20 protein-coding genes are annotated in these 26137 nt (G+C 73.3%); 13 read left to right on the top strand and 7 right to left on the bottom strand.

Annotated elements, in window-relative coordinates; translation table 11 throughout:
- Positions 1 to 97: 97 nt before the first annotated feature.
- A complete protein-coding gene (locus C8K30_RS27795; protein WP_233257524.1) occupies positions 98 to 931 on the top strand; it encodes a metal-dependent hydrolase in 834 nt (277 codons plus the stop codon).
- Between the two features lie 85 nt (positions 932 to 1016).
- Here C8K30_RS27795 and C8K30_RS31505 read toward each other — a convergent pair whose 3' ends face one another.
- Positions 1017 to 2792 carry an ATPase gene (locus tag C8K30_RS31505; RefSeq protein WP_233257523.1) on the bottom strand — a complete coding sequence of 592 codons (1776 nt, stop codon included), beginning with the start codon at positions 2790 to 2792 and terminating at the stop codon, positions 1017 to 1019.
- A 284-nt stretch (positions 2793 to 3076) separates the two neighbouring features.
- On the opposite strand from C8K30_RS31505, the gene C8K30_RS31070 reads away from it, so the two are divergent.
- The 4 genes from C8K30_RS31070 (at position 3077) to C8K30_RS27770 (ending at position 9570) form a co-directional block, all read left to right on the top strand.
- Positions 3077 to 4135, top strand: a complete 1059-nt coding sequence (locus C8K30_RS31070) for a hypothetical protein (RefSeq protein ID WP_199230737.1) — start codon at positions 3077 to 3079, stop codon at positions 4133 to 4135.
- Between the two features lie 102 nt (positions 4136 to 4237).
- Entirely contained in the window at positions 4238 to 6487 is a 2250-nt protein-coding gene (locus tag C8K30_RS27780) for a serine/threonine-protein kinase (RefSeq protein WP_108496140.1), read from the top strand.
- Between the two features lie 420 nt (positions 6488 to 6907).
- Positions 6908 to 7888: a hypothetical protein gene (locus C8K30_RS27775; protein ID WP_108496206.1), complete on the top strand. Its 981-nt coding sequence runs from the start codon at positions 6908 to 6910 to the stop codon at positions 7886 to 7888.
- Positions 7889 to 8346: 458 nt separating this feature from the next.
- Positions 8347 to 9570, top strand: a complete 1224-nt coding sequence (locus C8K30_RS27770) for a serine protein kinase RIO (RefSeq protein ID WP_233257522.1) — start codon at positions 8347 to 8349, stop codon at positions 9568 to 9570.
- Positions 9571 to 9688: 118 nt separating this feature from the next.
- On the opposite strand, the gene C8K30_RS27765 is transcribed toward C8K30_RS27770, so the two are convergent.
- Positions 9689 to 10159, bottom strand: coding sequence for an Lrp/AsnC family transcriptional regulator (locus tag C8K30_RS27765; protein WP_108496139.1), 471 nt, complete (start codon positions 10157 to 10159; stop codon positions 9689 to 9691).
- 59 nt (positions 10160 to 10218) lie between these two features.
- Here C8K30_RS27765 and C8K30_RS27760 point away from each other — a divergent pair, with 59 nt between their 5' ends.
- Both C8K30_RS27760 and C8K30_RS27755 read left to right on the top strand, forming a co-directional pair.
- Entirely contained in the window at positions 10219 to 11346 is a 1128-nt protein-coding gene (locus tag C8K30_RS27760) for a PLP-dependent aspartate aminotransferase family protein (protein ID WP_108496138.1), read from the top strand.
- Positions 11347 to 11433: 87 nt separating this feature from the next.
- The gene (locus tag C8K30_RS27755; protein WP_108496137.1) at positions 11434 to 11829 is read left to right on the top strand and encodes a hypothetical protein; all 396 of its coding nucleotides are present in this window, start codon (positions 11434 to 11436) and stop codon (positions 11827 to 11829) included.
- Between the two features lie 3 nt (positions 11830 to 11832).
- Here the strand turns inward: C8K30_RS27755 and C8K30_RS27750 are convergent, their stop codons facing one another.
- The gene (locus C8K30_RS27750; RefSeq protein WP_108496136.1) at positions 11833 to 12456 is read right to left on the bottom strand and encodes a GNAT family N-acetyltransferase; all 624 of its coding nucleotides are present in this window, start codon (positions 12454 to 12456) and stop codon (positions 11833 to 11835) included.
- 156 nt (positions 12457 to 12612) lie between these two features.
- On the opposite strand from C8K30_RS27750, the gene C8K30_RS27745 reads away from it, so the two are divergent.
- The 4 genes from C8K30_RS27745 to C8K30_RS27730 all read left to right on the top strand — a co-directional run bounded on the left by C8K30_RS27745 (position 12613) and on the right by C8K30_RS27730 (position 15191).
- Entirely contained in the window at positions 12613 to 13269 is a 657-nt protein-coding gene (locus C8K30_RS27745; protein ID WP_108496135.1) for an SRPBCC family protein, read from the top strand.
- Positions 13270 to 13761, top strand: a complete 492-nt coding sequence (locus C8K30_RS27740) for an ArsR/SmtB family transcription factor (protein WP_369941504.1) — start codon at positions 13270 to 13272, stop codon at positions 13759 to 13761.
- 76 nt (positions 13762 to 13837) lie between these two features.
- On the top strand, positions 13838 to 14629 hold the full coding sequence (locus tag C8K30_RS27735) for an alpha/beta fold hydrolase (protein WP_199230736.1): 792 nt from the start codon (positions 13838 to 13840) through the stop codon (positions 14627 to 14629).
- Between the two features lie 88 nt (positions 14630 to 14717).
- Positions 14718 to 15191, top strand: coding sequence for an HtaA domain-containing protein (locus tag C8K30_RS27730; protein ID WP_108496133.1), 474 nt, complete (start codon positions 14718 to 14720; stop codon positions 15189 to 15191).
- Between the two features lie 61 nt (positions 15192 to 15252).
- Here C8K30_RS27730 and C8K30_RS27725 read toward each other — a convergent pair whose 3' ends face one another.
- Positions 15253 to 16272 (bottom strand): aldo/keto reductase, encoded by a 1020-nt coding sequence (locus C8K30_RS27725; protein WP_108496132.1) that lies wholly within the window; start codon positions 16270 to 16272, stop codon positions 15253 to 15255.
- A gap of 53 nt (positions 16273 to 16325) precedes the next feature.
- Between C8K30_RS27725 and C8K30_RS27720 the strand changes: the two genes are divergently transcribed.
- Together C8K30_RS27720 and C8K30_RS31745 are read left to right on the top strand one after the other, a co-directional pair.
- The gene (locus tag C8K30_RS27720) at positions 16326 to 16685 is read left to right on the top strand and encodes a MerR family transcriptional regulator (RefSeq protein WP_108496131.1); all 360 of its coding nucleotides are present in this window, start codon (positions 16326 to 16328) and stop codon (positions 16683 to 16685) included.
- Between the two features lie 393 nt (positions 16686 to 17078).
- Entirely contained in the window at positions 17079 to 19037 is a 1959-nt protein-coding gene (locus C8K30_RS31745) for a serine/threonine-protein kinase (RefSeq protein ID WP_158281145.1), read from the top strand.
- Position 19038: 1 nt separating this feature from the next.
- On the opposite strand, the gene C8K30_RS27710 is transcribed toward C8K30_RS31745, so the two are convergent.
- The 3 genes from C8K30_RS27710 to C8K30_RS27700 form a co-directional block, all read right to left on the bottom strand.
- Positions 19039 to 22908, bottom strand: a complete 3870-nt coding sequence (locus C8K30_RS27710; protein ID WP_146197615.1) for a PHP domain-containing protein — start codon at positions 22906 to 22908, stop codon at positions 19039 to 19041.
- A 155-nt stretch (positions 22909 to 23063) separates the two neighbouring features.
- Positions 23064 to 24914 carry a DNA polymerase Y family protein gene (locus tag C8K30_RS27705; protein ID WP_233257521.1) on the bottom strand — a complete coding sequence of 617 codons (1851 nt, stop codon included), beginning with the start codon at positions 24912 to 24914 and terminating at the stop codon, positions 23064 to 23066.
- Positions 24911 to 26029, bottom strand: a complete 1119-nt coding sequence (locus C8K30_RS27700; RefSeq protein ID WP_108496127.1) for a hypothetical protein — start codon at positions 26027 to 26029, stop codon at positions 24911 to 24913. The genes C8K30_RS27705 and C8K30_RS27700 overlap by 4 nt, the downstream gene beginning before the upstream one ends.
- Positions 26030 to 26137 lie beyond the last annotated feature (108 nt).

The following is a 26137-nucleotide window of genomic DNA, read 5'->3' as shown; positions in this document are numbered from 1 at the left end:
CTGGTTCACTTCCCTGGTTCGGCTCTGGAACAAACCTGGTCAAACAGGCTGATTCCGCCATGCCATCTTTTCGAATCGGGGAGACCCGGGAACTGGAGTGCACACCACCATGATGGGAGGCCACCACGCCGCGACGGGAGCCGCGGCCTGGATCGCAGTCACGGCGTCGACACCGATCGCCTTCGGCTGGTACCCGGTGACGGACACCGGCGTCATCGCGGGAGCCCTCGTCTGCGCGGGAGCGGCGCTGCTGCCCGACGCGGACCATCACTCCGGCACCATCGCGAACTCGCTGTCGCCGGTCTCGGACGTGGTGGTCAAGGGCATCGAGACCGTCTCCGGAGGGCACCGCAAGGGCACGCACTCGATCCTCGGCGTCGCCGTGTTCACCGCTATCGCCTGGGCCCTCAGCCTCCTGAGCATCGACACCGGCGACGAGCGGTTCGGGTCGATCCTCATCGGCCCGGGCATCATGTGCGTGCTGCTGGTCGCGTTCGCGCTCAAGGCGCTCAAGATCACGCGTGACACCAAGATCCTGCCGTGGACCACGTCGATAGTGCTCGCGGTCCTCATCGCGGTCTTCGCGCCCGAGGAGTGGTACTGGATGCCGTTCAGCGTGGCGCTCGGCTGCGTCGTGCACATCCTGGGCGACATGATCACCACCGCCGGCGTGCCGCTGCTGTGGCCGCTGAAGTTCAAGTCCCCGTTCTGGATGCGCAACGGGCGCGGAGTCGAGCTCGACAGGGTCTGGAAGTCCGGCGGCAACCTCGCGCTGCCGATCCTTGGCGACGCCGGCTCGGTGCGCGAGTGGATCTTCCTCATCCCCGTGTCGCTCTACGCGATCATCGGGATCGTGTGGGCGCTGCTGAACGAGATGGGCTACGACACCATGTCGGTCTGGAACCAGATCGTCGCGTTCTTCCCGGGCTGACACCCCCGGGGCTTTGTCGTGGGCGTGATCGTTGCGCTTGTGCGTCCGTCCTAGGCGCAACGATCACGCCCACAACAAGAATGGCTTACAGGCCGCCCGCTACCGCTGCGCCGGCCGCCAGCCAGGCGCGGCGGGTCTCCGGGCGTAGCGCGCCGTAGCGCAGGTGGCCGTCGACCATCGCCGGGTCGAACGGGATGGTGACCACCTCGCGGGCCAGCGACCGGTACCCGTCGGCGACCTTCTCCAGCTCGCCCGGGGACTCCTTCTGGTCGGCCTGGCTCACGACCACCACCGCCTGCTGCGCCAGGTACGCCGACCGCCCGTCGCGGGTGGCCAGCGCCTCCAGTAGCAGCGCCCCGGCCTCCGCGTGATCGTCGCGCGTGGTGGTGGCGACCACGAGCTGGTCGGTCAGGTCGATCATCCGCTGCCACATCGGGTCGGACTCGTCGTTGCCGGAGTCGATGAGGATCATCCGGTAGTACTTCGACAGCACGGAGTGGATCGCGTCCACGTCCTGGGGCTCGATCCGCTGCTCGTTCGCCATCGCTATCGGCTTGGAGCGCAGCACGTCGAACCGGTCGCGCGTCTGGTGGTGCACGTACCGCGCGAGGTCGGCGGCCTGCGCCGACGGGCCCAGGAGCCGGTCCGTCTGCGGCAGCAGGTCCAGCAGGGTGGACTCGTGCGGGCCCTGCTCGGTGCGCCAGCCCAGCGTGCCGCGGGTCTGGTTGTTGTCCCACGTGACCACGCCCGCGCCGCCGAACTGCGCAAAGACCGCCCCGAGCAGCACCGTCGACGGCGTCTTGCCCGCGCCGCCCTTGCCGTTCACCGTCGAGATGGTGCGCGGCCCGGGCCAGTGCTGGCTCACCGCGCGCTCGTCGGCCCGCTCGGCCCGCTCCGCCTCGCTCGGCCCGACCCGGATGCCCATGCGGGTCAGCACCCCGCGGAAGCCACGCGTCGCCGGGTCCTCGTCCTGCTGGTGCGTGAGGAACGACTGGCGTGCCTCGCGGCGCGAGCGCGGGCCATCGCCGTCGGTCACCGGCGTCGGGTCCGACGGCGGCGCGGACAGGCCACCGCCCGAGCTGGTGTACCCGCCCGCCGGCACCGCGGCAACGGGCCCCGACACCGGGCTCGCGACACCGCCGGCCATACCGCCGGGGACGCTGCCCGGACCGTTCTCTGCTGCCTTCTCGCGTACCCAGTCGGCGACACCGGGGTCTACGACCGTATCTGCGCCCTTGCCGTTCGACGAGACCGGAGTCGTGTACGCGGGCCCCGGCGCGGCTGCCGAGGCGCCGGGAAGTACCGGCCGGTCCGCCGGAGGCGCCCCGGCGTCCGATGCCTCGGGTGCCCGCGGGGCACGGCGCACCGTCTCGTCCGAGTCGGTCTCGACGGCGGGGCCGAACACGTCCGGCCCTGCGCCGTCGCCGGGGATGCCGGGCGTGGCGATCGGGTCCGCCGCCGTCGGCTCGTCGCCCTGCGACAGGTCCGCGACCGGCACGCCCTCGAACGCGGGGGCCGGGATCGTGGCCGGCCCCGCCGTCGGCTCGGGCATCGACGCGGCGGGCGGCGCCTGCGGCGTCGGGGACGACGGCGGCGCGAGCTCGTCCTCCTCCGGCACCACTGTTCCGTCCGGGTGCACGATCAGGTTCCAGAGCCCCTCGGGACCGGTCGCGGAGGCCCGCACGGGCCGGCCCACCTTCGCCGCGTTCTCGGTCACCCTGCGCAGGACCTCGACGCGCGCCTCTTCCAGGCTCCCCGCACTGATGGGGTGGAACGTCCCGTCGATCGTCACCTCACCGGAGCCGTCCTCCCGGACGATCGCGTCGATCCGAGGCCAGCGGGGCACGGTGTCAGAGCTCATACGTTTCCTCCGAAGTTCCTGGGCAGGCGGCATTGCGTGGTTCGCCCCCGAAGCAAGGGTCGGACATGATCGGCCGCCTGGCCACCCCAACGGGGCATTCACCCCACCTGGTAGGTTCTCGCGCAAACAGGTGTCGAAACCGGGACCACAACCGAGGAGCCTTTCGCGTGTCCGACGAGCCCACCCGCCGTATTCCTCCGGCGGACGACCCTACGCAGATCCGGCGCCCACCCTCTCGTCCGGGACAGCCCGGCGCCCCGTCATCGTATGCCGCGACGCAGCGGATGGATGCGATCCAGGCGGGCCAGGCCGCCAGCCAGTGGTCTCCCGAGTACCAGGGAGGCTCGGCCGTCGACGAACAGACCCAGGTGATGCCGCCCCGGGGAGGCTCCGCCGGCGACGAACAGACCCAGATGATGCCCCCCATGCCCCCGGCGGGGATGGCGCAGCCGCAGCGCGACTACCGGAGCGCGACGCCGCCGCCCGCGCGGCCGTTCCGGCCGTACGAGACCGAGCAGCCCACGCAGGCACAGGCGCCCGGCTACGGGCAGGGTCAGCCGGGTTACGCACAGCCGGGCCAGCAGGGCTACGGCCAGCAGCCCGGTTACGGACAGCCCGGACAGCAGGGCTACGGGCAGCAGGGTTACGGCCAGCAGGGTTACGGCCAGGGGCAGCAGCCCGGCTACGGCCAGCCCGGCCAGCAGCCGGGCCAGCCCTCCCCCTTCGACCAGGGCTACGGCCCGCAGACGCCGCTGCCGCCGCGCCGCGACCGCGACCGGGACGACGACTCGAGCGGGGGCGGCTCGGTGGCGGGCGCCGTCCTGGCCTGGATCCCGCGGATCCTGCTCGTGCTGAGCGTCTACCAGCTGGTCCGGCTGGTCCCCGGGTTCGACGTCATGCCCGACGTCTCGCAGTTCCCGCTGTTCCGCGGGATCGGCGACGGCGTGCTCGGCATGCTCAACCTCAACCCCGAGTGGTCCGACCAGGCGGCCAACGTGACCATCCCGGTGCTCGGCATCGCGCTCGCGGGCCTGTTCAACACGATCCGGTCGCTGAACACGTCGCTGGCCATCTGGCCCTACGCGCTGGCGATCGTCGCGTGGATCGTCGTGTTCGCCGTCGGCGGCATCATCGGCTACGCCCAGGAAGCCACGGAGAACGTGAAGCAGGACGTCCAGGACTCGGTGGACCAGAGCATCGAGGACGCCAAGCAGGACGCCAAGGAATCCGTCCAGAACGAGGTCGAGCAGGGCGTCGAGGACGCCAAGCAGGACGCGACCGAGAGCGTCGAGCAGGGCATCACCGACCAGCTCGAGGACGCCCTGCCCGGCGGCAACGGATAACAGGTCACAGCTCGGGGACTTTGCCCGCATGCGTGGGGGGACGCTGATAGCGTTTCTCCGGTCCGACCGGTTGTTCCGGTGCGCTGCTGAGGAGTCCTTTTCTTGTCCGACGAGACCACCCGCACGACGGCCGCACGCCCTGCCGGACAGCCGGCCCGGGGTGGCGACCAGACCGCCTTCGTGCCGCCCCCGCCCGCACCCACGCGGGTGGTGCCGCCCACCGCGCCGACGAGGGTGGTGGCGCCCGCCGGGCCGTCCGGACAAACGGGGGTCGCTGGGCAGGCGGGCGCCGCTGGGCACGGGGGCGCCGTCGGGCACGCGGGCAACGGGGGCTCGACCGCGCCGCGCATCCCCGCCACGGGCGAGGTCCTCGGCCCGTTCCAGCTGGGCGAGTCGCTCGGCCACGGCGGGTTCGCCCACGTGTATCGCGCGACGGGCCAGGGCGGCGAGGTCGCGCTCAAGGTCCTGACCAACCATGAGCCGGGCACCCTGGACCGGTTCGCCGGCGAGGCCGCTCTGCTGCAGCGGCTCGCCGGGCGCGGGTTCCCGCAGCTCCTCGCTGCCGACCTGGAGGGGCCGACGCCCTGGTTCGCCATGGAGCTCGTGCCGGGTCCCACCCTCTCCCAGCGCTTGGCCTCTGGCGGGCCGATGCCGCTGCACGACGTGCTGCGCGTGGCCGACGACGTGCTCGACGCCCTCGCCGTGCTCCAGGAGGAGCACTTCCTGCACCGGGACGTGAAGCCGGCCAACATCATCGCCGCGCCCGACCGGTACGTGCTCATCGACCTCGGCATCGCCAAGGGGCACGGCACCAGCACCTCGACGCACGCGGCGGGCACCATCTCGTACATGGCGCCCGAGCTGTTCGTGCGCAAGCCGCACGCCCGCTCCGACGTGTACAGCCTGGGCCTCCTGCTGATCTTCCTCGCCACCGGCGAGCTGCCCAACGACCTCAACTTCGCGGGCCGCGACCTGACGGCGGCCGACGTCGGGCCGGTCGACCAGCGGCTGCTGCCCCTGATCCTGGCCATGACGCGGCACCGGCCCGAGGACCGCCCGCCGCTGCACAACCTGTCGCGCACCGTGGCCCAGCTCGCCGGCGACAGCGCCGGGCTCGATCCCGCGCTGCTCGCCGCCGCCGGGGTCACCATGGTCGAGCGCGGCCTCGTCACCGAGGTGCTCACGGGCAGCGGGGCGCCGTCCGCCGTCGCGCCCACCAGCGTGCTCGCGAACAACCCGGTGCAGCAGGGCGAGCCCATCACCAACCTGGTCTACGACCAGCAGCTCATGGGCCGCCTGCACCAGGTGCACGCCGACGGGTTCGACGGCGCCGCCGAGGCGGTCATCTCCACGTACCTGTCCGCCGTCGGGCCGCAGCGGGCAGGCGGGCGCGCTCCCGTGGAGATCAAGGACTACCTGTGGGCCGCGATGCGCTGGGCGCCCGCCTTCACGCCCGAGGGGTACGCGGACACGTTCGAGGGCTGGGCCGCCTACCGGCAGCGCCACGGCCTGCCCCTGCCAGGCAGCCCGACGACGGCCGCGCCCCGGCGCCAGACCAGCAGCCCGGCCCAGCGCCTGGCGCCCGCCACCAACCAGCAGGCCACCCAGGTCGCGCCGTCGTTCCGCCCGGGATCGGCGGCTGCTGCCGCGCGTCCGGCGCCCGCCCCCGCGCAGCGGCCAGCGCCCCTGACCGATACGCAGCCGAGTCCCCCGGTCCGGCCCAGCGACCCGGCGCAGCCGCCGGCGCCGTCGGCCGAGCCCGTGTCGCGCCGCGACGAGCGGGAGGCCCGCGAGGCCCGCGAGACGCGGGAGGCCACGAGGCGCGACTCCGACGGGGGCGCGCGGGCCGTGGCGACGATCGTCGGCTGGATCCCGCGCGTGCTGCTCGCCGTCGCGGTCTACCAGCTGGTGCGCCTGGTCCCGGGCTTCGACGTGATGCCGAGCGCGGCCGAGCTGCCGCTGTTCGCCGCGCTCGGCGACCTCGCGGTGTCCATGCTCGGCCTCGACCCGGTGTGGGCGCCGCGCATGGCGGAGCTGTCGATCCCGCTGCTCGGCATCGTGACCTCCGCCGTCGTGAACGTCGTGCCGGCGGTGCGCAGGCGCCGCAGCGGGCGTACGTGGCCGCTCTGGGTGGTCGTCGTGGTGTGGGTGATCGTGATCGCCGTGCAGGGCGTGGTCGGCTACGCGCAGCAGGTCACGCAGAACGCCCGTGACTCCTTCGAGCAGCAGCGGGAGCAGATCCAGGACGACCTCGAGCAGGGCGTCCAGGACACCACCGAGGACGTGCGGGACTCGGTCTGGCAGTCGATCGAGGACGCCCTCCCCTGGAGCGACAGCAACAACAACAGCTGAGGCGCCTGCGCCTGCGTCGGCACTTTCAGACCCGAGCGGCTGACGCCGTCGGCGGCCTGGGGCTGACGCCGGCGCATGACTGCCGAGGTCGGCGGCCTCCTGGTCTGCGCCCACACGGTCGGCAGTTTGCACAGCAGAGTCGGCAGTCGGCACCGAGGTCGGTCCAGGCCTGAGCCGACCTCGGTGCCGACTGCCGACCTCACAGGAAACTGCCGACCTCGGCAGCCGCGTAGCTGGACTTCACCACGACGCCGACGCGTTGCCACTGCCACTCCCAGCAGTTCGTCGGTGTAGATGCGGCCTCTCCATACGGTGCCGCAACCGTTCGAGCGCGACCACAGGTGCGCTTGGGATGCATCTGTCCACAGACGGCGCTACCCGCCGAACCGCCCCTACGTGCTGCCGGGCACTCTCGTGGTCATGAACACCACATCAACCTTGGCCACCGTGTCAGTTCCCGATGTCCTCCTCGCACGTGAGCGCGACAAGAACCAGCTCGCCCTGGCAAGTCGCCAGGGCACCCTCGTACGGATCCGGCGTGGCGCATACTGCACCACCGACGCGATCCGGGTCGACGGGCCGTCGGCGGCGGCGCGCGAGAAGCGGAACAAGGAGCTGGCACGCGCACGCGCGCTGCACACCCAGCTGCGCTCAGATCCGGTCTTCAGCCATACGACGGCGGCGCTGCTGCTGGGGTGCCTCGTCTGGACGGTGCCGGACAGCACGCACGTGTATCAGGACTATCGCGCCTCGACCCGCTCGGCGAACGACATCGCACGACACCGAGGCAAGCTTCCGCCCGAGGACATCACCACAGCCCAGGGTCTACCGGTCACCTCGCTCACGCGCACCGTCGTCGACTGCGCGCTGACGTTCCACCCGCTGGAGGCGCTCGTGATCGCCGACTCCGCGTTGCGGCTCGGCGCCGAGCGGGACGATCTACTCATGATGCTCGACGCCCGAACCGGCCTGCGCGGTATCCGGCGGGCCCGGCTGGTGATCGAGCTGGCGGACGGCGGTTCCCAGTCGGCCTGGGAGACCTGGGTGCGGTACGAGCTGCTGCGTGCCGGGCTGCCCCGACCGCGCACTCAGATGGCGGTCCAGACCGAGCGCGGGGTCTTCCACACCGATCTCGGATATGAGCAGTGGGCGCTCGGGATCGAGTTCGACGGGCTGGTCAAGTACAGGCTCGACGGCGTTCGCCCTGGTCACGACCCCGCGCAGGAGTACATGGGCGAGAAGGACCGCGCCGAAGCCATCCGGAGAGCCGGTGTCACGGTGGAGCGTGCGAGCGCATCCGACCGCGGCGACATCCGGTCGATGCTCGCCCGGTTCACCGCGCACATGCCGCCGGATGTCGTGAAGAGGGCCCGGATCAACCCGCTCCTGCCGCCGGCCTGACGGCCGGACCGCTGCCGAAGGACAGCCCACCGACGCCGTCACGGTGCTCCGACTCACGACGCGGTCGGCAGTTTGCACAGCAGAGTCGGCAGTTGGCACCGAGGTCGGTCCAGGCCTGAGCCGACCTCGGTGCCGACTGCCGACCTCACAGGACGCTGCCGAGCTATGTGCATCGGCGGCCGCTCAATTCGGTCACCGGAAAAAACAGGTGCGGTCCGCTGCAGGGGCGTGGCATGCTCGTCGCACGGTCACCGGGTCAACCCTTGAGGCGCTCGATGGCCGGCCAGCCCAGGTAGGAAGACGGCTCCGGCACGATGCGTTCGTGTGCGGTGCGGACAGGTTAGGAGGCGGTCATGGACAACGTCGTTCGCGCGGCTGCCCTCGCGGCAGCAGACGCCACTGTCACCAGGAGCACCCGGCACTGATCCGGCGATGCTCCAGCATCAAGGAGCACCGTCTTGCCTCGTTTTCCCGAAGCACCGAAGTCCGTCCTGATCCGCGCCGCACGCGGGGACGGCAACCAGTCCGACACCCGGCCGAGCGCCGCCGAGCGACGCGCGTCCGGTCGTGCCCGCATCAGCCGCGAGGACCTGGAGGGCCCGCACCCGAGCACGCTCGTGGCGGATCCGGCCGACGCCGGTGAGTACGACGCCAGTGAGTACGACGCCAGTGAGTACGACGCCAGTGAGTACCGCGCCGATGAGTACGAAGGCGACCAGCACGGCGTCGAACAGGACACCACCGGGGCCGACTTGGATTCGCGCAGCACCGGCATGCTCGGCGCCAATCTGCCGGGCACCAATCCACCCGGCGCCAACCCACCCGGCGTCGACCCCGCCCAGCCCGGGCCAGGGCAGCGCTGGTCCACCTGGCGGTCGGTCGCCAAGGGCCAGCGCGGGCCCGAGCCCCTGCCCGACTGGCTGGTCACCCGCGACGCCGCGTTCGACACCGAGCTCGGCATCCTCAAGACCGGCAAGGAGGCGGATGCGTTCCTCGTGGAGCGTGCCGTCCCGCCGGGCGCCGACCCGGCGTCCGGCTCCGCGTCCGACCAGGAGGCCGAGCGCTGCCTCCTGGTCGCCAAGCGGTACCGCAGCCTGGAGCACGGGCAGTTCCACCGCGGCACCGAGTACACCGAGGGCCGTCGCGTCCGGCGCACGCGCGACCAGCGCGCCATGGAGGACCGCAAGTCCGCGTGGGGCCGCGCGGTGTCCGCCACCCAGTGGGCCGACGCCGAGTTCGTCGCCCTGCGCGACGCCTGGTCGGCGGGCGCGCCGGTGCCCTACCCGGTGCAGATCGACGGCACCGAGGTGCTCATGGAGTTCGTGGGCACCGAGGTGACCGACGACGAGGGCCGCACCCAGGCGGTCGCCGCGCCGCGGCTGACCCGGGTACGCCCGTCGGACGACCTGCTCGAGTCGTACTGGGACCAGCTGACGCACGGCATGTCGGTGCTGGCTCGGCTCGGTTTCGCGCACGGCGACCTGTCGCCGTACAACATCCTGGCCGACGGCGAGCGGCTGGTCATCATCGACCTGCCGCAGGTCGTGGACCTCGTGGCGAACCCGTTCGCGAGCGACGTGCTGCTGCGGGACTGCCGCACCGTGTGCGCCTGGTTCACGGCCCGTGGCCTGGACGTCGACCCCGACGCCCTGTTCGCCGACCTGTTGGCACAGGCCCTCTGACCGGACCGCAGGCCCGGTCCCACCGGTCCGGGCCCACCGGTCCGGGCCCACCGGTCCGGGCCCACCGGTCCGGGCCTGCGGTCCGGGCCTGCGGTCCGGAGCCCAGCCCGCGGTCCGGTCATCCCGCCGGGGTGACCGGGCCGCAGGTCCAGGAGGAGAACACCAGGTCGGTCTGCACGCGGCCCACCTCTCCGCGGGCCGTGAGGTCCAGGACCAGGCGCTGCAGCTCGTCGGTATCGGCGCAGGCCACGTGGACCAGGAAGTCGTCCGGACCCGAGACGTGGTGCACGGCCCGCGTCTGCGGAAGCTTGCGCACCCAGTCGACGAACGGCCCCAGCAGCGGCCGGGAGTGCGTGGTGAGCCGCACCATCAGCATGGCCTGCAGCCCGCGCCCGACGGCGGCCGGGTCCACCTGGGCGCTGTACCCGCGGATCACCCCGGCGTTCTGCAGCCGCTGGGTGCGGGCCAGGCAGGTCGACGGCGCGACGCCGATCCGCTGCGCGAGCACCTTGTTGGCGAGGCGCCCGTCCTTCTGCAGCTCGTCCAGGAGGGCACGGTCCACCGAATCCAGGATCACGTTCTGGGCCATGGACCGAATTTCTAGCACGCCCGACCGGCGTCGGCGGCCGGGGGTGCCGATAGTCCCTCATGAGCATGCACTCCTGGACCACGCGCGCGGTCCACGCGGGCAAGGACGACCTGGCCGCCCTGGGGCTACACGCCCCGCCGATCGACCTGTCCACCACCTACCCCTCGCACGACGTGATCGCCGAGGCCGATCGCCTGGACGAGTTCGCCGCGGGGCACGACGACGGCGGCCCGCCCGTGTACGGCCGCGTCGCCAACCCGACGGTGCGCCGCTTCGAGCACGCCCTCGCCGAGCTCGAGGGGGCGGAGGCCGCTGTCGCGTTCGCGAGCGGCATGGCCGCGCTCTCGGCGTGCCTGCTGGCGCAGGTCGCGGCGGGGAAGCCGCACGTCGTCGGCGTGCGACCGCTGTACGGCACCACGGACCACCTGTTCGGCTCCGGCCTGCTCGGCACCTCGGTGACGTGGGCGTCGCCCGACGAAGCGGCGTCGGCCATCACTGACCGAACCGGACTGGTGGTCGTCGAGAGCCCGGCGAACCCCACGCTGGACGAGGTGGACCTGCGCGCGCTGGCCGATGCCTGCGCCCCGGTGCCCCTGCTGGTGGACAACACGTTCGCCACGCCCGTGCTGCAGCGGCCGCTGACGCTGGGCGCCGCGCTGGTGCTGCACAGCGCCACGAAGTACCTGGGCGGGCACGGCGACGTGATGGGCGGCGTCGTCGCCTGCAGCGAAGAGCTCGCCCGGTCGCTGCGGCAGGTCCGGTTCGTGACCGGCGGCATGCTGCACCCGATCGCGGGCTACGAGCTGCACCGCGGCCTGGCGACGCTGCCGGTGCGGGTGCGTGCGGCGTCGGCCACGGCGGCGGAGCTGGCGCGCCGGCTCGCGGAGCATCCCCGGGTGACCCTGGTGCACTACCCGCGCCTGGGCGGGGCGATGGTCTCGTTCGAGACCGATGTGGACCCGGTGGCCCTGGTCTCCGCCGTGCGGCTGATCACCCCGGCCGTGAGCCTGGGCAGCGTGGACAGCCTGATCCAGCACCCCGCGTCCCTTACCCACCGGATCATGGACGAGGTGGCCCGCAAGGAGGCGGGGATCTCGCCGGACCTGGTGCGCCTCTCGGTGGGCCTGGAGGACGTGGAGGACCTCTGGACGGACCTGGCCCAGGCAATCGCCCGTGCCCTCCGCTGAGTGCGGGCTCTTGTTGGGTTCGGCCGCACTGACCCGACGGATACGAGTGGCGTGGTGGGGTGGGCGGCGTCCGCTTAACGTGAGGGCATGACGAGTACCCCGTACGACCAGGACGACCTGCTTGCGTTCCTCGTTGACTACGGTGTCGCGCTCGGGTCGGGCGACCTCGAGGCCGTGACGGACAGCCTCAGCTACCCGTCGGTGGTGGTGCAGGCGGAGCGCTCCATCGTGGTGCCCGACGCCGAGGCCGCGCGCGATAGCCTGGGCAGCATGCTCGCCGCCTACCGGGAGCAGGGACTGGTCGCCGCCGTGCCGGACGTGCGCGCCGTCGAGCAGGTGGGCGACGCGCTGCTGTGGGTCGACGTGCGCTGGAGCTACAAGGACGAGAACGCGTCGGAGGCGACGGCGGAGCGCGTGCGCTACCTGCTCCGCCGCGGCCGGGACACGTTCGAGCTGTGCGTGGTCGTGCCTGTCGAGGTGTAGCGCTCAGGCCGCCGTGACCTCGCGCCGCATGTGCCAGCGGGTCAGCCGGCCGCTCGTGGCGTCCGTGGGTCCCAGCCGGTCGAACCCGGCCCGCTCGAACATCCCCACGGTGCCGACGAACGCCGCGCTGACGGGCACCCGGCGGCCGGCCTCCGGTTCGACGGGGAAGGCGTCGAGGATCGTCGCCCCGTGGGCCGCGGCGTAGCCGACCCCGGCGTCGAGCAGCACCTGCGCGACCCCTTGCCTGCGGAAGCCCGCGCGCACGGTCACGCACATGAACACCCAGGCGGTGGGCCAGGTCTCCGGTTCCCCGACCGGCAGCACACGGGACCGCTGCAGCGACCGGGCCGCCGACCGCCGCGAGAACCCGAGCCATCCGACGACCTCACCACCCTCCCCCGCCGCCGAACCGGGACCCGCGCCTCCGCCGAGGTACGCGAGCATCCCCGGCGCCGGTTCGTGCTCCGTCAGCTCACGCAGTCGGGCGCCGCGCGTCGTGACGTCCTCCTTCGGCGGCGCGCGCCAGTGCATGCACCAGCAGGCCTGCTCGCGGCCGGTCGGGTTGATGACACAGGCGATGTCGTCGAACCGGTCGGCGGTCGCGGGCACCACGGAGATCTGGGCCATGTTCGAAACCTACTCCGCGCCACTGACACCCGTGCACAGCCGCGCTTGGCACACTTTTTATCGACGGCGGCTGCCAACCCCCGCACTTGCGCCAGCACTTGCCTCCGTGGCAGTCTCGTGGCATAACATAAGTGTCCGCTTATAGAAGGAGGCATCATGACCACCACCATCGATCCCGTCGCCACCGCCGGTCTCATGACCCGTGAGGTCCGCGACGGCAGCCGGGACGGCGTCCCGACCAAGATCGCCGTCGCCCGCCGCACGTACGCCGGCGAGCGCGACGACCTGTGGAACGCGCTGACCTCCGCCGAGCGCCTGCCCCGCTGGTTCCTCCCGATCGACGGCGAGCTGTCGGTGGGCGGCCGCTACCAGCTCAAGGGCAACGCCGGCGGCACGGTCGAGCGGTGCGACGCGCCTGAGAGCTTCAACATCACCTGGGAGTTCGGCGGCCAGGTCTCGTGGGTGACGGTCTCCCTCAGCCCCGCCGACGGCGGCACCACGCTCGAGCTGGTGCACGAGGCCCCCGTGGACCCCGACTTCTGGACGCAGTACGGGCCGGGCGCCGTCGGCGTCGGCTGGGACCTCGCCCTGGTCGGCCTGGGCCTGCACCTCGCCACCGGCTCCGACAACGACGCCACCGAGTTCGAGGAGTGGACCCTCTCCCCCGTCGGCGTCGAGTTCGTGCGCCTCGCGAGCACCGACTGGGCCGACGCCGCGATCGCCGCCGGGGAGGACGCCGACCAGGCGCGCGCCGCGGGAGAGCGCACCCTGGCCTTCTACACCGTGCCGCCCACCACCGAGCCGGAGGCCTGAGTGCCGGCGGCCGCCCGGCCGCGCCGCGGCGAGCGGGACGATCAGGAGCCGGGCAGCCGCGCTCCCGACGGCGGCGGCGCCCCGGATGGCGGCGCCCCCGACTCGGCGCAGGCCGGCGTGTTCGAGGCGCTCGGCGACCCGGTCCGGCGTCGGCTGCTGGAGCTGCTGGTCCCGGGCGAGCAGCCCGCCGGAGCCCTGGTCACCGCCCTGCAGGCGCGCGTGCGCATCACCCAGCCCGCGGTCTCGCAGCACCTGAAGGTGCTCCGCGAGGCCGGCCTGGTGCGGGTGCGCGCCGAGGGCACGCGCCGCCTCTACGCCGTGGACGACGGCGGGACGGCCGCCGCCCGCGCCTGGCTCGCCCGCTTCGAGGACACGTTCGCCCAGCCGCTCGACGCCCTGGCGACGGAGCTGGCCCGCGGCCGCCGGGAGCGCCGTCGGGCAACGCCTGGCGACGCAACCACCGATGCCGACCGCCCCGCCCGGAGCGGCTGACCCCAGACGCGAATGGTGGGTAGAACGTCGGTGCGACGCCCGCGTGAACGCGGCGCGACCCGGGTACCGTCCAAGGGTGGAGTTCATCGAGGCGGGCGGGCTCACCATCGCCTACGAACGGGCCGGCGAGGGGCCGCTCCTGGTCCTTGTCCACGGCGCCGCCGACGACAGCCGCATCTGGCAACCCCAGCTCGCCGGCCTGGCCGAGGACTTCACGGTCGTCGCATGGGACGAGCCAGGGGCCGGCCGGTCCTCCGACCTGCCGGAGGGCTTCGGCCTGGCCGGTTACGCGGACGGGCTCGCGGCGCTGCTCGAGTCGCTCGATCTCGGACCCGCGCACCTCGCCGGCATCTCCTGGGGTGGCACCGTGGCGCTCGAGCTCTACCGCCGCCGTCCTGAGCTCGTCGCGACCCTGATCATGATCGACACCTACGCCGGCTGGAAGGGATCGCTGCCAACGGACGAGGTCCGGGCACGGGTTGCGGGCGCGCGCGAGATGCTCGCCGCGCCTCCCGCTCAGTTCGACCCGACGGTCCCCGGGCTCTTCGCCGGCGATCCGCCGGCGGAGCTCGTGCCGCTGCTCGCCGAGATCGCCGCCGACGTCCGCCCGGCCACCCTCGCCCAACAGCTGGGCATCATGGCCGAGGCCGATCTGACCGACCTGCTGCCCCGCATCGCCGTCCCCACCCTGCTGGTCTGGGGACGCCTGGACGCGCGATCGCCGCTCACGGTCGCGAGCCAGTTCGAGAACGCGATCCCGGACACCACGCTCGTCGTGATCGAGGGTGCGGGCCACCTGAGCAACCTGGAACGTCCCGAGCTGGTGAACGACGCCGTCCGGGCGTTCTGCCGCGCCCACACGCCTTGAGCCCGGTCATCCCGCCCCGGTCCGGACGCCCGGCTCACACGCCGGGTGCAAAGCATCACGAATCGCCAGGTGGGAGTACCGTTCTCGGGTGGCTCATCTGGACTGGGAGATCAAGGCAAGCCTGCTGATGTACGTGATGGGGGCGCCCGGCGGCCGCATCGTGCAGGACGACGCCGTCGGCGGCACCGGCGCATCGTTCCACTTCCCGCTCGACCCGGAACGGAGTCCGGATCCGTCGGCCGACGCCGCCCTGTTCGCGTTCACGGGATCCGTCGTCTTCATCGGGCACTTCGGCTCGTTCGTCGGTGAGGTCGCCGACATCGAGGTCACCGCCCCCGCCGACGGCGGCCCCGACTGGGCCATGTCCATCCGGGACCGCGACGCGGACGTGCGCACCGTCGCGTTCCGCCTGGCCGGGGCTCCCGAGCGGTCCGACGACGGCGCGCGCCTGACCTGGCAGCAGGTCGAGCTGACCGACGACGGCGCGAAGCTCTGGGGCGGCACCTACCCGCCGGCGACCCCATTCGAACCGCTGACGATCGATCTGTCCCCCGGTCGTTGAGTGCTGGATATTCGCCCCGTCAGGACGCTCTACCGGGCGAATATCCAGCACTCAACGCCGGTCAGGCGGCGGGCGGGGTGACGTCCACGCCGTTCATCAGCTCCAGCAGCTCGGTCGGGACGTCCAGCGACAGGGCCTCGACGGCGGCCTCGAGCTGGTGGACCTTGCTGCCGCCCAGCATCGGCCGGATGCCGCGGGCCGCGAGCCAGGCGAGCACGACCTGGCCGCGCGAGGCCCCGACCTGGGCGGCGACGTCGTCCAGCACGGCGAGCCGCCGGGTGCTGCCCGGGTGGTCGAAGAGCTCGGGGATCGGCTTGGCCGGGTTGTCGTACGCGCCGGACAGCAGCGGGGTGTAGGCCCACACCTCCAGGCCTTCGACGTCGGCCAGGTCGACCAGGTCGTCGTTCAGCCAGCCGAAGCGGTGGTTCCCGGTGAGCGTTCCGGGGCGGGGCTGGAGGTAGCTGTAGGCGTGCTGGACCATGCTGACCGGCTCCTTGCCCTGCCCGACGGCGTGCCGCCGCGCCCGCTCGACCCGCCACGCCGGGTGGTTGGAGAGGCCGACACGGGCGGTGACGCCGTCGGACACGAGGGCCGCGCAGGCGTCCGCCGTCTCCTCGATCGGGACCGACCGGTCCTCCATGTGGCCCCACGCGAGGTCCACGTGGTCGGTGCCGAGGCGGCGCAGGCTGCCGGCGAGCTGCTCGCGGATCGCGGCGGGCGACAGGCCCGTACGGGAGGCGGGCCAGTCGGCGGCGTCGCGCGGCTCAGCGCCGAACTTGGTGGAGAGCAGCACGCGGTCGCGCACGCCGGGGCGCGCGGCGAACCAGCGGCCGAGCACGTCCTCGCTCTGGCCGCCGTAGCCGGACTCGCTCGCCCAGAAGGCGTAGCAGTCGGCGGTGTCGATCCACCGGCCGCCCGCGTCGACGAACCGGTCCAGGATGGCGAACGACGTCGGCTCATCCACCGCGGTGCCGAACATCATGGCGCCGAGCACGAGGCGCTCGGCGGGCGGGGTGTCGTGGGCGGCGGTGCCCTCGGGGCTGGTCTTGATGGTGCCCTGGGTGTCCTGCGATGTGGTCATGGGATGAGCGAAAACCCTGGAGTGCGCTCCAGGTCAAGGGGCAGGATCGGAACATGACCACTTACTCGCCCGCGCAGGCCGCCGAGGTCTCCGGCTTCAGCATCGACACGCTGCGGTACTACGAGCGGGAGGGCATCCTGCGGCCCATCGCGCGGACGTCGGGCGGGCACCGCACCTATACCGAGGACGACCTGGGCTGGCTCGACCTGGTCCACTGCCTGCGCGACACCGGTATGCCGATCGCCGACCTCAAGCAGTACGCCGAGCTGTCCCTGGACGAGGCCACCCTGGCCGCGCGGGTGGCGCTGCTCGAGGAGCACGACCGGCGCGTGCAGGAGTCGATCGACGTGCTGCGCAGCCAGCAGGAGCGGCTGCGGGAGAAGATCGCGTGGTATCGGAAGCAGGGGGTGTGATGTGTTCCGAGTCCGCACCCAGCGTCCTGGCGGCCCGGTCTCAGCGCCCCTGCCGGCGTCGGACGGGGACTTTCCTCGGAACGGTACGAAGGCGCTGGTAGGTTGCCCGGTATGACGTCACCAGCGCCAGGTGTCGGCGAGGTCGCGCCCGCAGTCGTCGACCCCGGTCCTGTCCTGTTGTCCGAGCCGGCAGCCGCAGCCCCGGCAGCCGCAGCTCCCGCTTCAGAGCCCGAACAGGAGCCCGCCCGGGCAGCCGAACCGGAGCCCGAACCGGGGTCCGCCCAGGCACCCGCCCCGGAGCCTGAACCTGAGCCTGAACCTGAACCTGCGTCGGAGCTAGAGGCCGAACCGACGCCCGCCCTGCCGGCCGAGCCGCCGTCGGAACCGCCTCCCGTGCCGGATCCCGAACCCGCGCCCGCACCACTCGCGGCACGGCTCCCCGTCCGCCCGGTCCGGCGCATCCCCGCCAGCGGCGAGCAGCTGGGCCGGTTCACCCTCGCCGAGGCGCTGGGCCACGGCGGTTTCGCGCACGTGTACCGCGCGCAGGCCGACGACGGCGCCGAGGTAGCCCTCAAGGTCCTGACCGCCCTGCACGACGACGCCCGGGACCGCTTCGCACAGGAGGCCCACCTCCTGGAACGCCTGGACGGTCGCGGTTTCCCGCGCTTCGTGGAGTCCGACATGGACGCGAGCCAGCCCTGGTTCGCCATGGAGCTCGTGCCCGGCACCACGCTGCGGGACCGGGTGCACGACGAAGGGCCGCTGTCCGGGCCGGAGGCGCTGCGCCTGGCCGCGCAGCTGGTCGACGCGCTGCTCGTGCTGCAGGAGGAGCGCTGCCTGCACCGCGACCTCAAGCCCGCGAACATCATGGTCGACGGCGACCGCGCGGTACTCATCGACCTGGGCATCGCCAAGGTCTTCGACGCCGCGACGTCGACGCAGCCGGCCGGAACCTTCGCATACATGGCGCCGGAGCTGTTCGGGCGCCGCGTGCACCCACGCTCGGACGTGTACAGCCTGGGGCTGCTGCTCGTGTACGCGAGCACGGGCACGCTGCCGCTGGACCTGAACTTCCTGGGCCGGGACCTGGTGGCCGCCGACCTCGTGGACGAGGAGCCGGCCTACCTCGCCCCCGACGAGGACCCCCTGCCCGAGCCACCCGCCGTCGACCGGCACCTGCAGTCGCTGGTCCTCGCCATGACCCGGTACCAGCCGAACCACCGCCCGCCGCTGGAGAACATCGCGGGGGTGGTGCGCTCCCGTCTCGCGAACACGGCGCCCGACCCGACGCTGCTGCTCACCTCGCAGGTCCTCAGCGACGGCGTGACGGCCGCCGAGGTGGCCGCGCTCCCCGCGACGGACGTGCTGCCCGGCCGGGGCCACACCAGGATGTTCCCGCAGGCCCCTGACCGGTCGGACGAGGCAACGCCCACCCCGCGCACCCCGGAGCCCTGGCACGCCCTCGTGTACGACCGCGCGCTCATGAGCGTCCTGGCCGAGGTGCACGCGGACGGCTTCGACGGCGCCGCGGAGCAGGTGGTCGCCGACCACGTCGCGGAGATCGGCGCGCACGTCGCCGGTGGCCGCACCCCGGCCGAGATCAAGGACTGGATCTGGGAGGCGATGCGCTGGCAGGTCACGTCTCCCGCCGACGGCCACTCGGACACGCTCCGCGGCTGGCGTGCGTTCCGCAGCCCCGAGCCGGCCCCGGCGAGCGAGCGGGTCCCCGTCAGCGGCAGGCCGGAGCCCGTGCCCCCGTCCGTCTCCCCCGCACCCCCACCCCCGGCTGCCGCGGCGACCCAGGTCGTCCGCAACGTGGTCCCGCCACCGCAGTCGTTCGAGCCGCGCAAGAGCCCGGTCAAGCACCTCGGCCCGGCCCCGCAGCCGGCGGGGCCGCGCGCGTCCGTGCGCGCCACTCGCCCGATGCCCGCCGTACCGCAGTCCGCCGTACCGCAGCCCGCCGTTCGGAAGCCCCCGGCGAGCCGCCCGCCGAGCATGCAGCCGGGCACGCGGCCGGGCGTGCAGCCGAGACCTGCCGCCCCCGCCCCGGTTCCGCCGCGCCGGAGGCCGTGGCCGCTGCGCCTGCTCGGCGCCCTGCTGCGCTGGGTTCCCCGGCTGCTCCTCGTGGGGGCCGTGTACTTGCTGGTCACCCAGGACCCCCAGGCGGGCGACCCGTTCCTCGCCGCGCCGGCTCTCGCGATCGCCGCCCTCGGTCTGGCTGTGCTGCTGCGCATCGCCAGGCACAAGATGCGGATCTGGTTCTACGTGACCTCCGCGCTGCTCGTCGGCGCGGGTTCGGCGGCGCTGTGGGCGACCAGCTCCGGCCTGCTGAACCTGGGGCTGACCCGATAGCTCACCGGAAGTCCCGCGACCGCCCCGGCACCCCCAGCGTCAGAGTGGACAGGTGCTCCGCCAGCAGGTTCACGGCGCCGTCGGCCGCCTCGATCCGCCCCCGCACCACCATGGCCGACGCCGACCGCGCCACCTTCCGGAACCGCTGCCACAGCCCCACGGTGCAGATCACGTTGAGCAGCCCCGTCTCGTCCTCCAGGGACAGGAACGTCACTCCCCCGGCAGTGCCCGGCCGCTGGCGGTGCGTCACCACCCCGCCGACGGCGATCCGGCGCCCCGCCTCCGTCACGAGCGCCTGCGCCACGGTGAGCACGCCCGCCGCCTCCAGCCCGGGCCGCACGTGCTGGGTCGGGTACGAGTCGGGTGTGACGCCGGTGGCCCACGAGTCGGCCTGCGACAGCTCGATCTCGCTCATCCCCGGCAGCACCGGGGCCTCGACGCCGACGCTGACGCCGGGCAGCGTCGTCGGCCCTTCCTGGCCCAGCGCGCCAGCGGCCCACAGGCCTGCCCGGCGCTCGACGCCGAACGACTCCAGCGCGCCGCCCGTCGCGAGCGCCTCGAGCTGCGCTGTCGACAGCTCGACCCGCTGCACGAGGTCCCGCAGCGACGCGAACCCCGCACCTCCGGACGGGTCGGCGACGGCATCGCGCCCGGCGTCGCGCCCGACGGCGGCGTCGCGACCCGCGACGATCTCCTCAGCCTTCTCCTTCCCGATCCCCCGCACGGACTCCAGCCCCATACGCACCGCAAGCTGCAGGTCGACCGGCGTGTTGACCATGCGACTACTACCGGAAGCGGCCCGCGGTCCCGCAGCAACCGCATGGTCAACCGGCGCACCACCACCGCCGTCGTCGTCGGCCGGGAGTCGTTCCACGGTGGCCAGGGCCCGCGACTGCGTCACCGAGGGGCGCAGCACGCGCACCCCGTGTCGGCGCGCGTCGGCGACCAGGGACTGCGGCGAGTAGAACCCCATGGGCTGGGCCGCGAGCAGCCCCGCGTAGAACGCGGCCGGGTGGTGCACCTTGAGCCATGCGCTCGCGTACACGAGGTAGGCGAAGGAGTAGGCGTGCGACTCGGGGAAGCCGAAGTCGGCGAACGCCTTGAGCTTCTCGAAGATCTCGTCCTGCTTGTCTGGCTCGACACCGTTGTCCGCCATCCCCGCGTAGAACCGATCGCGCAGCGCCTCCATGCGTTCTTCCGACCGCTTGGACCCCATGGCGCGCCGCAGCTGGTCGGACTCCGTGGGCGTGAACCCGGCGATGTCGGTCGCCATCTGCATGAGCTGCTCCTGGAACAGCGGCACCCCCAGCGTCCGCTTCAGCGTCTTCTCCAGCAGCTCGTGCGGGTACTCCACCTTCTGGCGGCCGCGGGCCCGCTCGATGTACGGGTGCACCGACCCGCCCTGGATGGGGCCGGGCCGGATGAGCGCGACCTCGACGACGATGCTGTAGAAGTCTCGCGGCTGCAGGCGCGGGAGCGTCGCCATCTGGGCGCGTGACTCCACCTGGAACACGCCGACGGTGTCGGCGGCGCACAGCAGGTCGTACACGAGCGGGTCGTCCTCCGGCAGGCTGTGCAGCTCGAGACGTTCCCCGGTGTGCTCGTGCACGAACTCGAACGCGTACCGGATCGCGGTCAGCATGCCCAGGCCCAGCAGGTCGAACTTCACCAGTCCCGCATCCGCGCAGTCCTCCTTGTCCCACTGCAGCACCGTGCGGCCCTCCATGCGGGCCCACTCCACGGGAACGACCTCGATCACCGGGCGGTCGCACATGACCATGCCGCCCGAGTGGATGCCCAGGTGCCGGGGCAGGCGGAGCATCCGGTCGGCCAGGTCGAGCACGTCGTCGGGGATCTCCCCCTCCTCCACGGCCGACGGCGGCGTACGGAACGGCACGACGTCGTGGGTGTCGTCGGCGCGGCTCGGCCGCGGCTCCCCGGGTGCGCGCTGGTCCTCGCCGAGCACGTCGAGGAAGACCCCGGGGCTGCCCGTGCTCGTGCGTCCCGGGGCGGTGCGCCCGGTGCTCGTGTGACCGGCGTGCGGCCGCGGTTCCCGCGGGCCCCACAGTGCCGCGAGCTGAGCATCCTTGGCAGCTGTCCTGTTCGGTGGGGTGGCCGACGGGGACGTCGACGCCGTCGTCTCGCCGTCGGGCACGGTGCTGCCCGACGGCGGCGTGGTCGCCTTCGGCTTCAGCGAGCCCCAGCGCTCGATGCTCTTGGACCACGCGTCCTGCTGCCCGATGTCGTAGCCGAGCGCGCGGGCGGCGTCGCGCACCGCTGACCGGGGCCGGTAGGAGATGACGTTCGCGACCTGTGCCGCGTGCGTGCGCCCGAACTTCTCGTAGACGTGCTGGATCACCTCCTCGCGCCGCACCGACTCGATGTCGACGTCGATGTCCGGGGGCCCGTTGCGCGCCTCGGCGAGGAACCGCTCGAACAGCAGGCCGTACTTCACGGCGTCCACCGCGGTGATCCCCAGGGCGTAGCAGACCGCGGAGTTGGCGGCGCTGCCCCGGCCCTGCGCGAGGATCCCCTGGGTGCGGCAGAACTCCACGATGTCGTAGACCACGAGGAAGTACCCGGGGAAACCCAGGCGGATGATGATCTCCAGCTCGTAGTCGATCTGCTTCCAGGCCTTCTTGTTGCCCTCCCGAGGGCCGTACCGCCGCTCCGCTCCCTGGTAGGCGAGCTCGCGCAGCCAGGACTTCTCGTCGTGCCCGGGCGGCACGTCGTAGGGCGGCAGTTCGGGCGCGATGAGGTCGAGGTCGAACGCGCACTCCTCGCCCAGCGCGGCCGCCGTCGGCACTGCCTGCGGGTACCTGCGGTGCAGGCGCGCCATCTCCGCGCCGCTGCGCAGGTGAGCGGTGGGGGCGCCGGGCAGCCAGCCGTCCAGGTCGTCCAGGCTCGACCGGGCCCTGACTGCGGCCAGTGCCCCCGCCAGGTCGGCGTCCCGGGGTCGCGCGTAGTGCGCCGCGGTGGTGGCGACCAGCGGCAGGCGCGCCTCGGCGGCCAGCAGGGCGAGCGCGTCGTGCAGGTCGGCGTCGCGCGGGTCGCCGGTAGCGGTGATCTCGACGGCGACGTTGTCCCGCCCGAAGCTGTCGACCAGCCGCTCCAGCTCCCGCCGCCCCGCGTCGAACCGGTCGCTCCGGTTCTCCCCCTGCCGTTCCATCGACGCGTTCCGAGGGGACAGATATCCAGCACTCAGCGGGGGCATCAGGGCCTGGCGGACCGCGCCCTTGCGGCAGCCCGTGAGGATCAGCCACTCGCCGTTCGACGCCTCACCCAGGCCCTCCAGCGTGTACTTGGCCGCGCCCTTGACCCCGGTCTCCAGGTGCGCGGTGCCGATCGCGCTCGACAGGTTGCGGTAGCCCTGATCGCCGCGCGCGAGCACGAGCAGGTGCGTGGCGCGCGGGTCGGGAGTGCCGGTGGGCGGGTCCAGCACGGGCGCGCCCCGGCCGGCGGCCGAGCCACGCCCGCTGGCCGAGCCTGCCCTACCGGTCGAGCCCGTCCTACCGGTCGAGCCCGTCCTACCGGCCGAGCCGGCCGAGCCGGCCGAGCCGGCCGAGCCGGCCGAGCCGGCCGAGCCGGCCGAGCCGATCGAGCCGATCGAGCCGATCGAGCCGATCGAGCCGATCGAGCCGATCGAGCCGGTCGAGGCAACCGGCAGATGCAGCTCGGCCCCGAACACGGTGGGCAGCCCGACCTTCTTCGCGGCCTCCGAGAACCGCACCACCCCGTACAGCCCGTCGTGGTCCGTGATCGCAAGCGCCTTCAGCCCGAGGCGCGCACCCTCGGCGGCAAGCTCCTCGGGGTGGGAGGCACCGTCAAGAAAGCTGAACGCGGAATGCGCATGCAGCTCGGCGTAAGGCATGTGCCTATCCATCCCAGGCCCCCCTGCGAGGTCGGCAGTCTGCATCGAGGTCGGTCCAGCGCTGAGCCGACCTCGATGCAAAGTGCCGAACTTGTGGCGCAAACTGCCGACGTCGAGCTGCCAGCTCAGGAGACTGCCGACTTGGCCGGGACGGCTTAGTCATAGAGGGCCTCCAGCGACCACTGCCCGGCCGACGACGACAGCAGCAACCCCACGTCGCCCGGGAGATCAGTCACCACCTGGAGGAACACACGGCGCTTGCCCCGGGGTGTCCACCACCGCTCGGCGACGGGCCACGGCCCGGCCCAGTCGACGACCACGGCGTCGAGGCCGGCCCACGCGTCGCCGTCGTCCGCACCGCCACCCACGTCGCCACCCGCGCCGCTACCGCCATCGCCTACACCGCCGCCACCCGCACCGCCGCCATCGCCTCCGCCGCCGCCATCACCGCCACCCCGCGCGTCGCCCGCACCGCCGCCGGGCACGACGACGCGCGCCGGCTCGCCGCTGATCGCCAGCCGCACGTCGACGACGACGGGGCGGCCGTCGGCGTCGAGCACGTGCGCGGGGGCGGGCTCGGGCAGCACGAACGACGGCGCCGGGGGCGGCAGGGCGCCGGGCCAGGGCCGGTCGGGATCGCGCTCGGGCGGGACCTGCTCGCCGTAGGGGACGAGCTGGACGCGGTCGCGGGGGTCGCGCCCGCCCTGGAGCCGCACGGTGAGCACGGCGTCGCCGCCGAGCAGGGCCTGCACCCGCTCGACGGCGCGCCGGGCGCGCAGATCCTCACCCGCGCCGGGGCCCCAGAGGCGCGGCTGCAGGGCTCCCGCGGGGGCCACCTCCTCCGCGGCGAGGGTCAGGCCCGCGATCGGGGCGGGCGCCTCGCCCTGCCCGAGGGACGACGCCGTGAGCCAGCCCTCGAGCTGCCAGCGCACCCGGTCGGTGATCCGGGCGGCCGACAGCCCGCCGAGCGTGTCGTCGGTGCGCCACAGCCGTTCCAGGGTGCGGGCCTCGCCCGTGACCGGGTCGACAGCGCGCGCCGTGATCCGCAGCCGCCCGCACGCCAGGCCGCGCCGGTGCAGGTCGTCGTGCAGGTGCTCGGCCAGGCGGCGGGCGGCGAAGGTGGCGACGTCGACCCGGTGCGCCGGCGGGTCCAGCTCCTCGGTGACGGTCAGGTCCTCCTCCAGCCGACGTCGGGCCGGGGGCCGCACGTCCTGGCCGCGGGCGAGGCGCTGCGCCCAGACGCCGAGGTCGCCGAACCGGGCGGCGACGGCGGCGTCGGGCAGGGCCGACAGGTCGGCCAGCGTGCGGACGCCGAGGCGGCGCCACAGGTCGACCAGCTCGGTCAGCGCCCGGTCGGCGGGCCGGGCGTGCACGAGCACAGCCGCGGGGTGGGGCGCGAGATAGTCCCGCGAGGCGCCCGGCGGCACGACGGCGTCGTCGCGCGCCGCCAGGACCGCCGCCAGGAAACCGTCCGCGACCCCGACCTGGCACTCGTGGCCGGTGCGGACGGCGACCTGCTCGGTCAGCTCGCGCGCCAGGTCGTGCTCGGAGCCGTGGTAGCGGGCCGCGCCGCCCGACGGCAGCAGGAGCAGTCCCGGGCGGGCGATCTCCAGCCCGGAGACCACGGTCTCGGCGGCCACGGCGACGGGTTCGAACTCGCGGGCGTCGCGGGCGTCGTCGGCGGGCCAGAGCTGCAGGTCGGGGCAGCGCCCCTGGGCCTCGCGACGGCGCATGCCGCGGCGCACCCCGGCGCTGCGCGCGGGGGCGGACACCGCGACGATCCGCCCGCCGGGTCCGCCCGTGACGGCGGCGGGCACCTCGGGGCCCAGCCCGGCGACGACCAGGGCGGCGACGACCGGCCAGTCGGGCACCCAGAGGCAGGCGGTGCGGGTGGCAACCCCCGCCGCTGCCGTTCCCGGAGCCCGCTCGGCGCGAGCGGCCTGGTCAGTACGAGCGGCCTGGTCAGTACGGATAGCGCGGCCGGCGCGACCGGCACGGGACGTCATCCGACCAGCTCCAGCTGCGGTCGGCTCTCGGTCGCACTGTCCGGCGCCTCCGCTCGCGTCACCGCGGTCACCGCGGACGTGGCCGTGGAGACGAGCCCGTCGGCGAGCTCCGCGCCCCCGGCCGCCCGGCACACCGGCACCTCCACGTCCAGGTGCAGGGGCCGCGCCGCGCTCCCCCGCCCGGTGCGCCGCACCCGCAAGGTCCGGCGCCGCAGCCAGCCCGTCCCATGGTCGATCCCCGCCCAACCCCCGCCGACGGCCTCGAGCACCACCTGCGCGCCGGGCCAGCCGTTGTCCCCCACTCCCCGTCGAGTGCTGGATCCTCGCCCTGCCAACGGACGTCGGAGGGTCGAAGATCCGGCGCTCAACGCGGGGGCGGGTAGGGCGGGGACAAGCACGGTTCCCCGTTCGCGGGCGCGCGCCGACAGCCGACGACGGTCGTGGTCCAGCAGCGCCACACCCGGCCCGACCACCACCACGTCCATGCCGTCGATCAGCGCCGCGAGCACGGCGGGCGCGTCCACACCCGACCCGGCAGGCAGCGGCACCACCAGGGTGCGCGCCAGGTCGCACCCGGCGTCGGCCGCGGCGGCCATCCCGGCCGCCGGGTACCCGACCAGCACGGTCCAGGCCCCGTCGCGGGACGCCTCGGCGAGCAGGGTGAGCAGGAGCGACGTCGAGCCCCGGACCATGACGGTGGTTCCGGCGCGCAGGCCGCCGTCGGGCAGGAGGGCCGCGAGATGCGGGTGGACGGGCAGGACGCGCGCTTCCTCGCCCGGACCGCCCGCGCCCGCCCGGCTGCCCGACGGCGCAGGCTCGGTCGCGGGCCCAGCTGTCAGCCCACCCCTCAGCGCCCGGACCGGAACCCGGGACTGCTCGATGCGGGCTTGTTCGGCACGGCGCTGTTCGGTGCGGGCTTGCTCAGTGCGGGCCTGCTCAGTGTGCTCAGTGCGGACCGGCTGAACCGCTCGTGCGACCGTGGCCTGCTTGCGCACACCGGTGCGCGCCTCGGCAGACCGCAGGGCTGCGAGCGCCTGGGCGTGCCTGGTGTCCGCGACCGCGTCGTCGGCGTCGGCGTCGGTGCTGGTCTCCGAGGAGACTGTTACAACGGTCATGGCCCTCCAGCGATGGTGTCTGCCGGTGGAGACCGGTGGTCGGGGACATCATCGAACATACGTTCGATAACTCCAGTACACCGCGCGCTGGCGCGCCTGTCAAACCAT

The organism is Promicromonospora sp. AC04, from assembly GCF_003058225.1.
Lineage (GTDB): Bacteria > Actinomycetota > Actinomycetes > Actinomycetales > Cellulomonadaceae > Promicromonospora.
The sequence above is the reverse complement of the archived record's forward strand: the minus strand, read 5'-3'. Positions and strand labels throughout refer to the sequence as shown.

Coding starts and splice junctions, on each gene's coding strand:
- C8K30_RS31505 (WP_233257523.1), bottom strand. CDS start 2,792: ATGAGCTCTGACACCGTGCCCCGCTGGCCTCGGATCGACGCGATCGTC.
- C8K30_RS31070 (WP_199230737.1), top strand. CDS start 3,077: ATGGATGCGATCCAGGCGGGCCAGGCCGCCAGCCAGTGGTCTCCCGAG.
- C8K30_RS27775 (WP_108496206.1), top strand. CDS start 6,908: ATGAACACCACATCAACCTTGGCCACCGTGTCAGTTCCCGATGTCCTC.
- C8K30_RS27765 (WP_108496139.1), bottom strand. CDS start 10,159: ATGGCCCAGAACGTGATCCTGGATTCGGTGGACCGTGCCCTCCTGGAC.
- C8K30_RS27760 (WP_108496138.1), top strand. CDS start 10,219: ATGAGCATGCACTCCTGGACCACGCGCGCGGTCCACGCGGGCAAGGAC.
- C8K30_RS27755 (WP_108496137.1), top strand. CDS start 11,434: ATGACGAGTACCCCGTACGACCAGGACGACCTGCTTGCGTTCCTCGTT.
- C8K30_RS27750 (WP_108496136.1), bottom strand. CDS start 12,456: ATGGCCCAGATCTCCGTGGTGCCCGCGACCGCCGACCGGTTCGACGAC.
- C8K30_RS27745 (WP_108496135.1), top strand. CDS start 12,613: ATGACCACCACCATCGATCCCGTCGCCACCGCCGGTCTCATGACCCGT.
- C8K30_RS27725 (WP_108496132.1), bottom strand. CDS start 16,272: ATGACCACATCGCAGGACACCCAGGGCACCATCAAGACCAGCCCCGAG.
- C8K30_RS27720 (WP_108496131.1), top strand. CDS start 16,326: ATGACCACTTACTCGCCCGCGCAGGCCGCCGAGGTCTCCGGCTTCAGC.
- C8K30_RS27710 (WP_146197615.1), bottom strand. CDS start 22,908: ATGCCTTACGCCGAGCTGCATGCGCATTCCGCGTTCAGCTTTCTTGAC.
- C8K30_RS27705 (WP_233257521.1), bottom strand. CDS start 24,914: ATGACGTCCCGTGCCGGTCGCGCCGGCCGCGCTATCCGTACTGACCAG.
- C8K30_RS27700 (WP_108496127.1), bottom strand. CDS start 26,029: ATGACCGTTGTAACAGTCTCCTCGGAGACCAGCACCGACGCCGACGCC.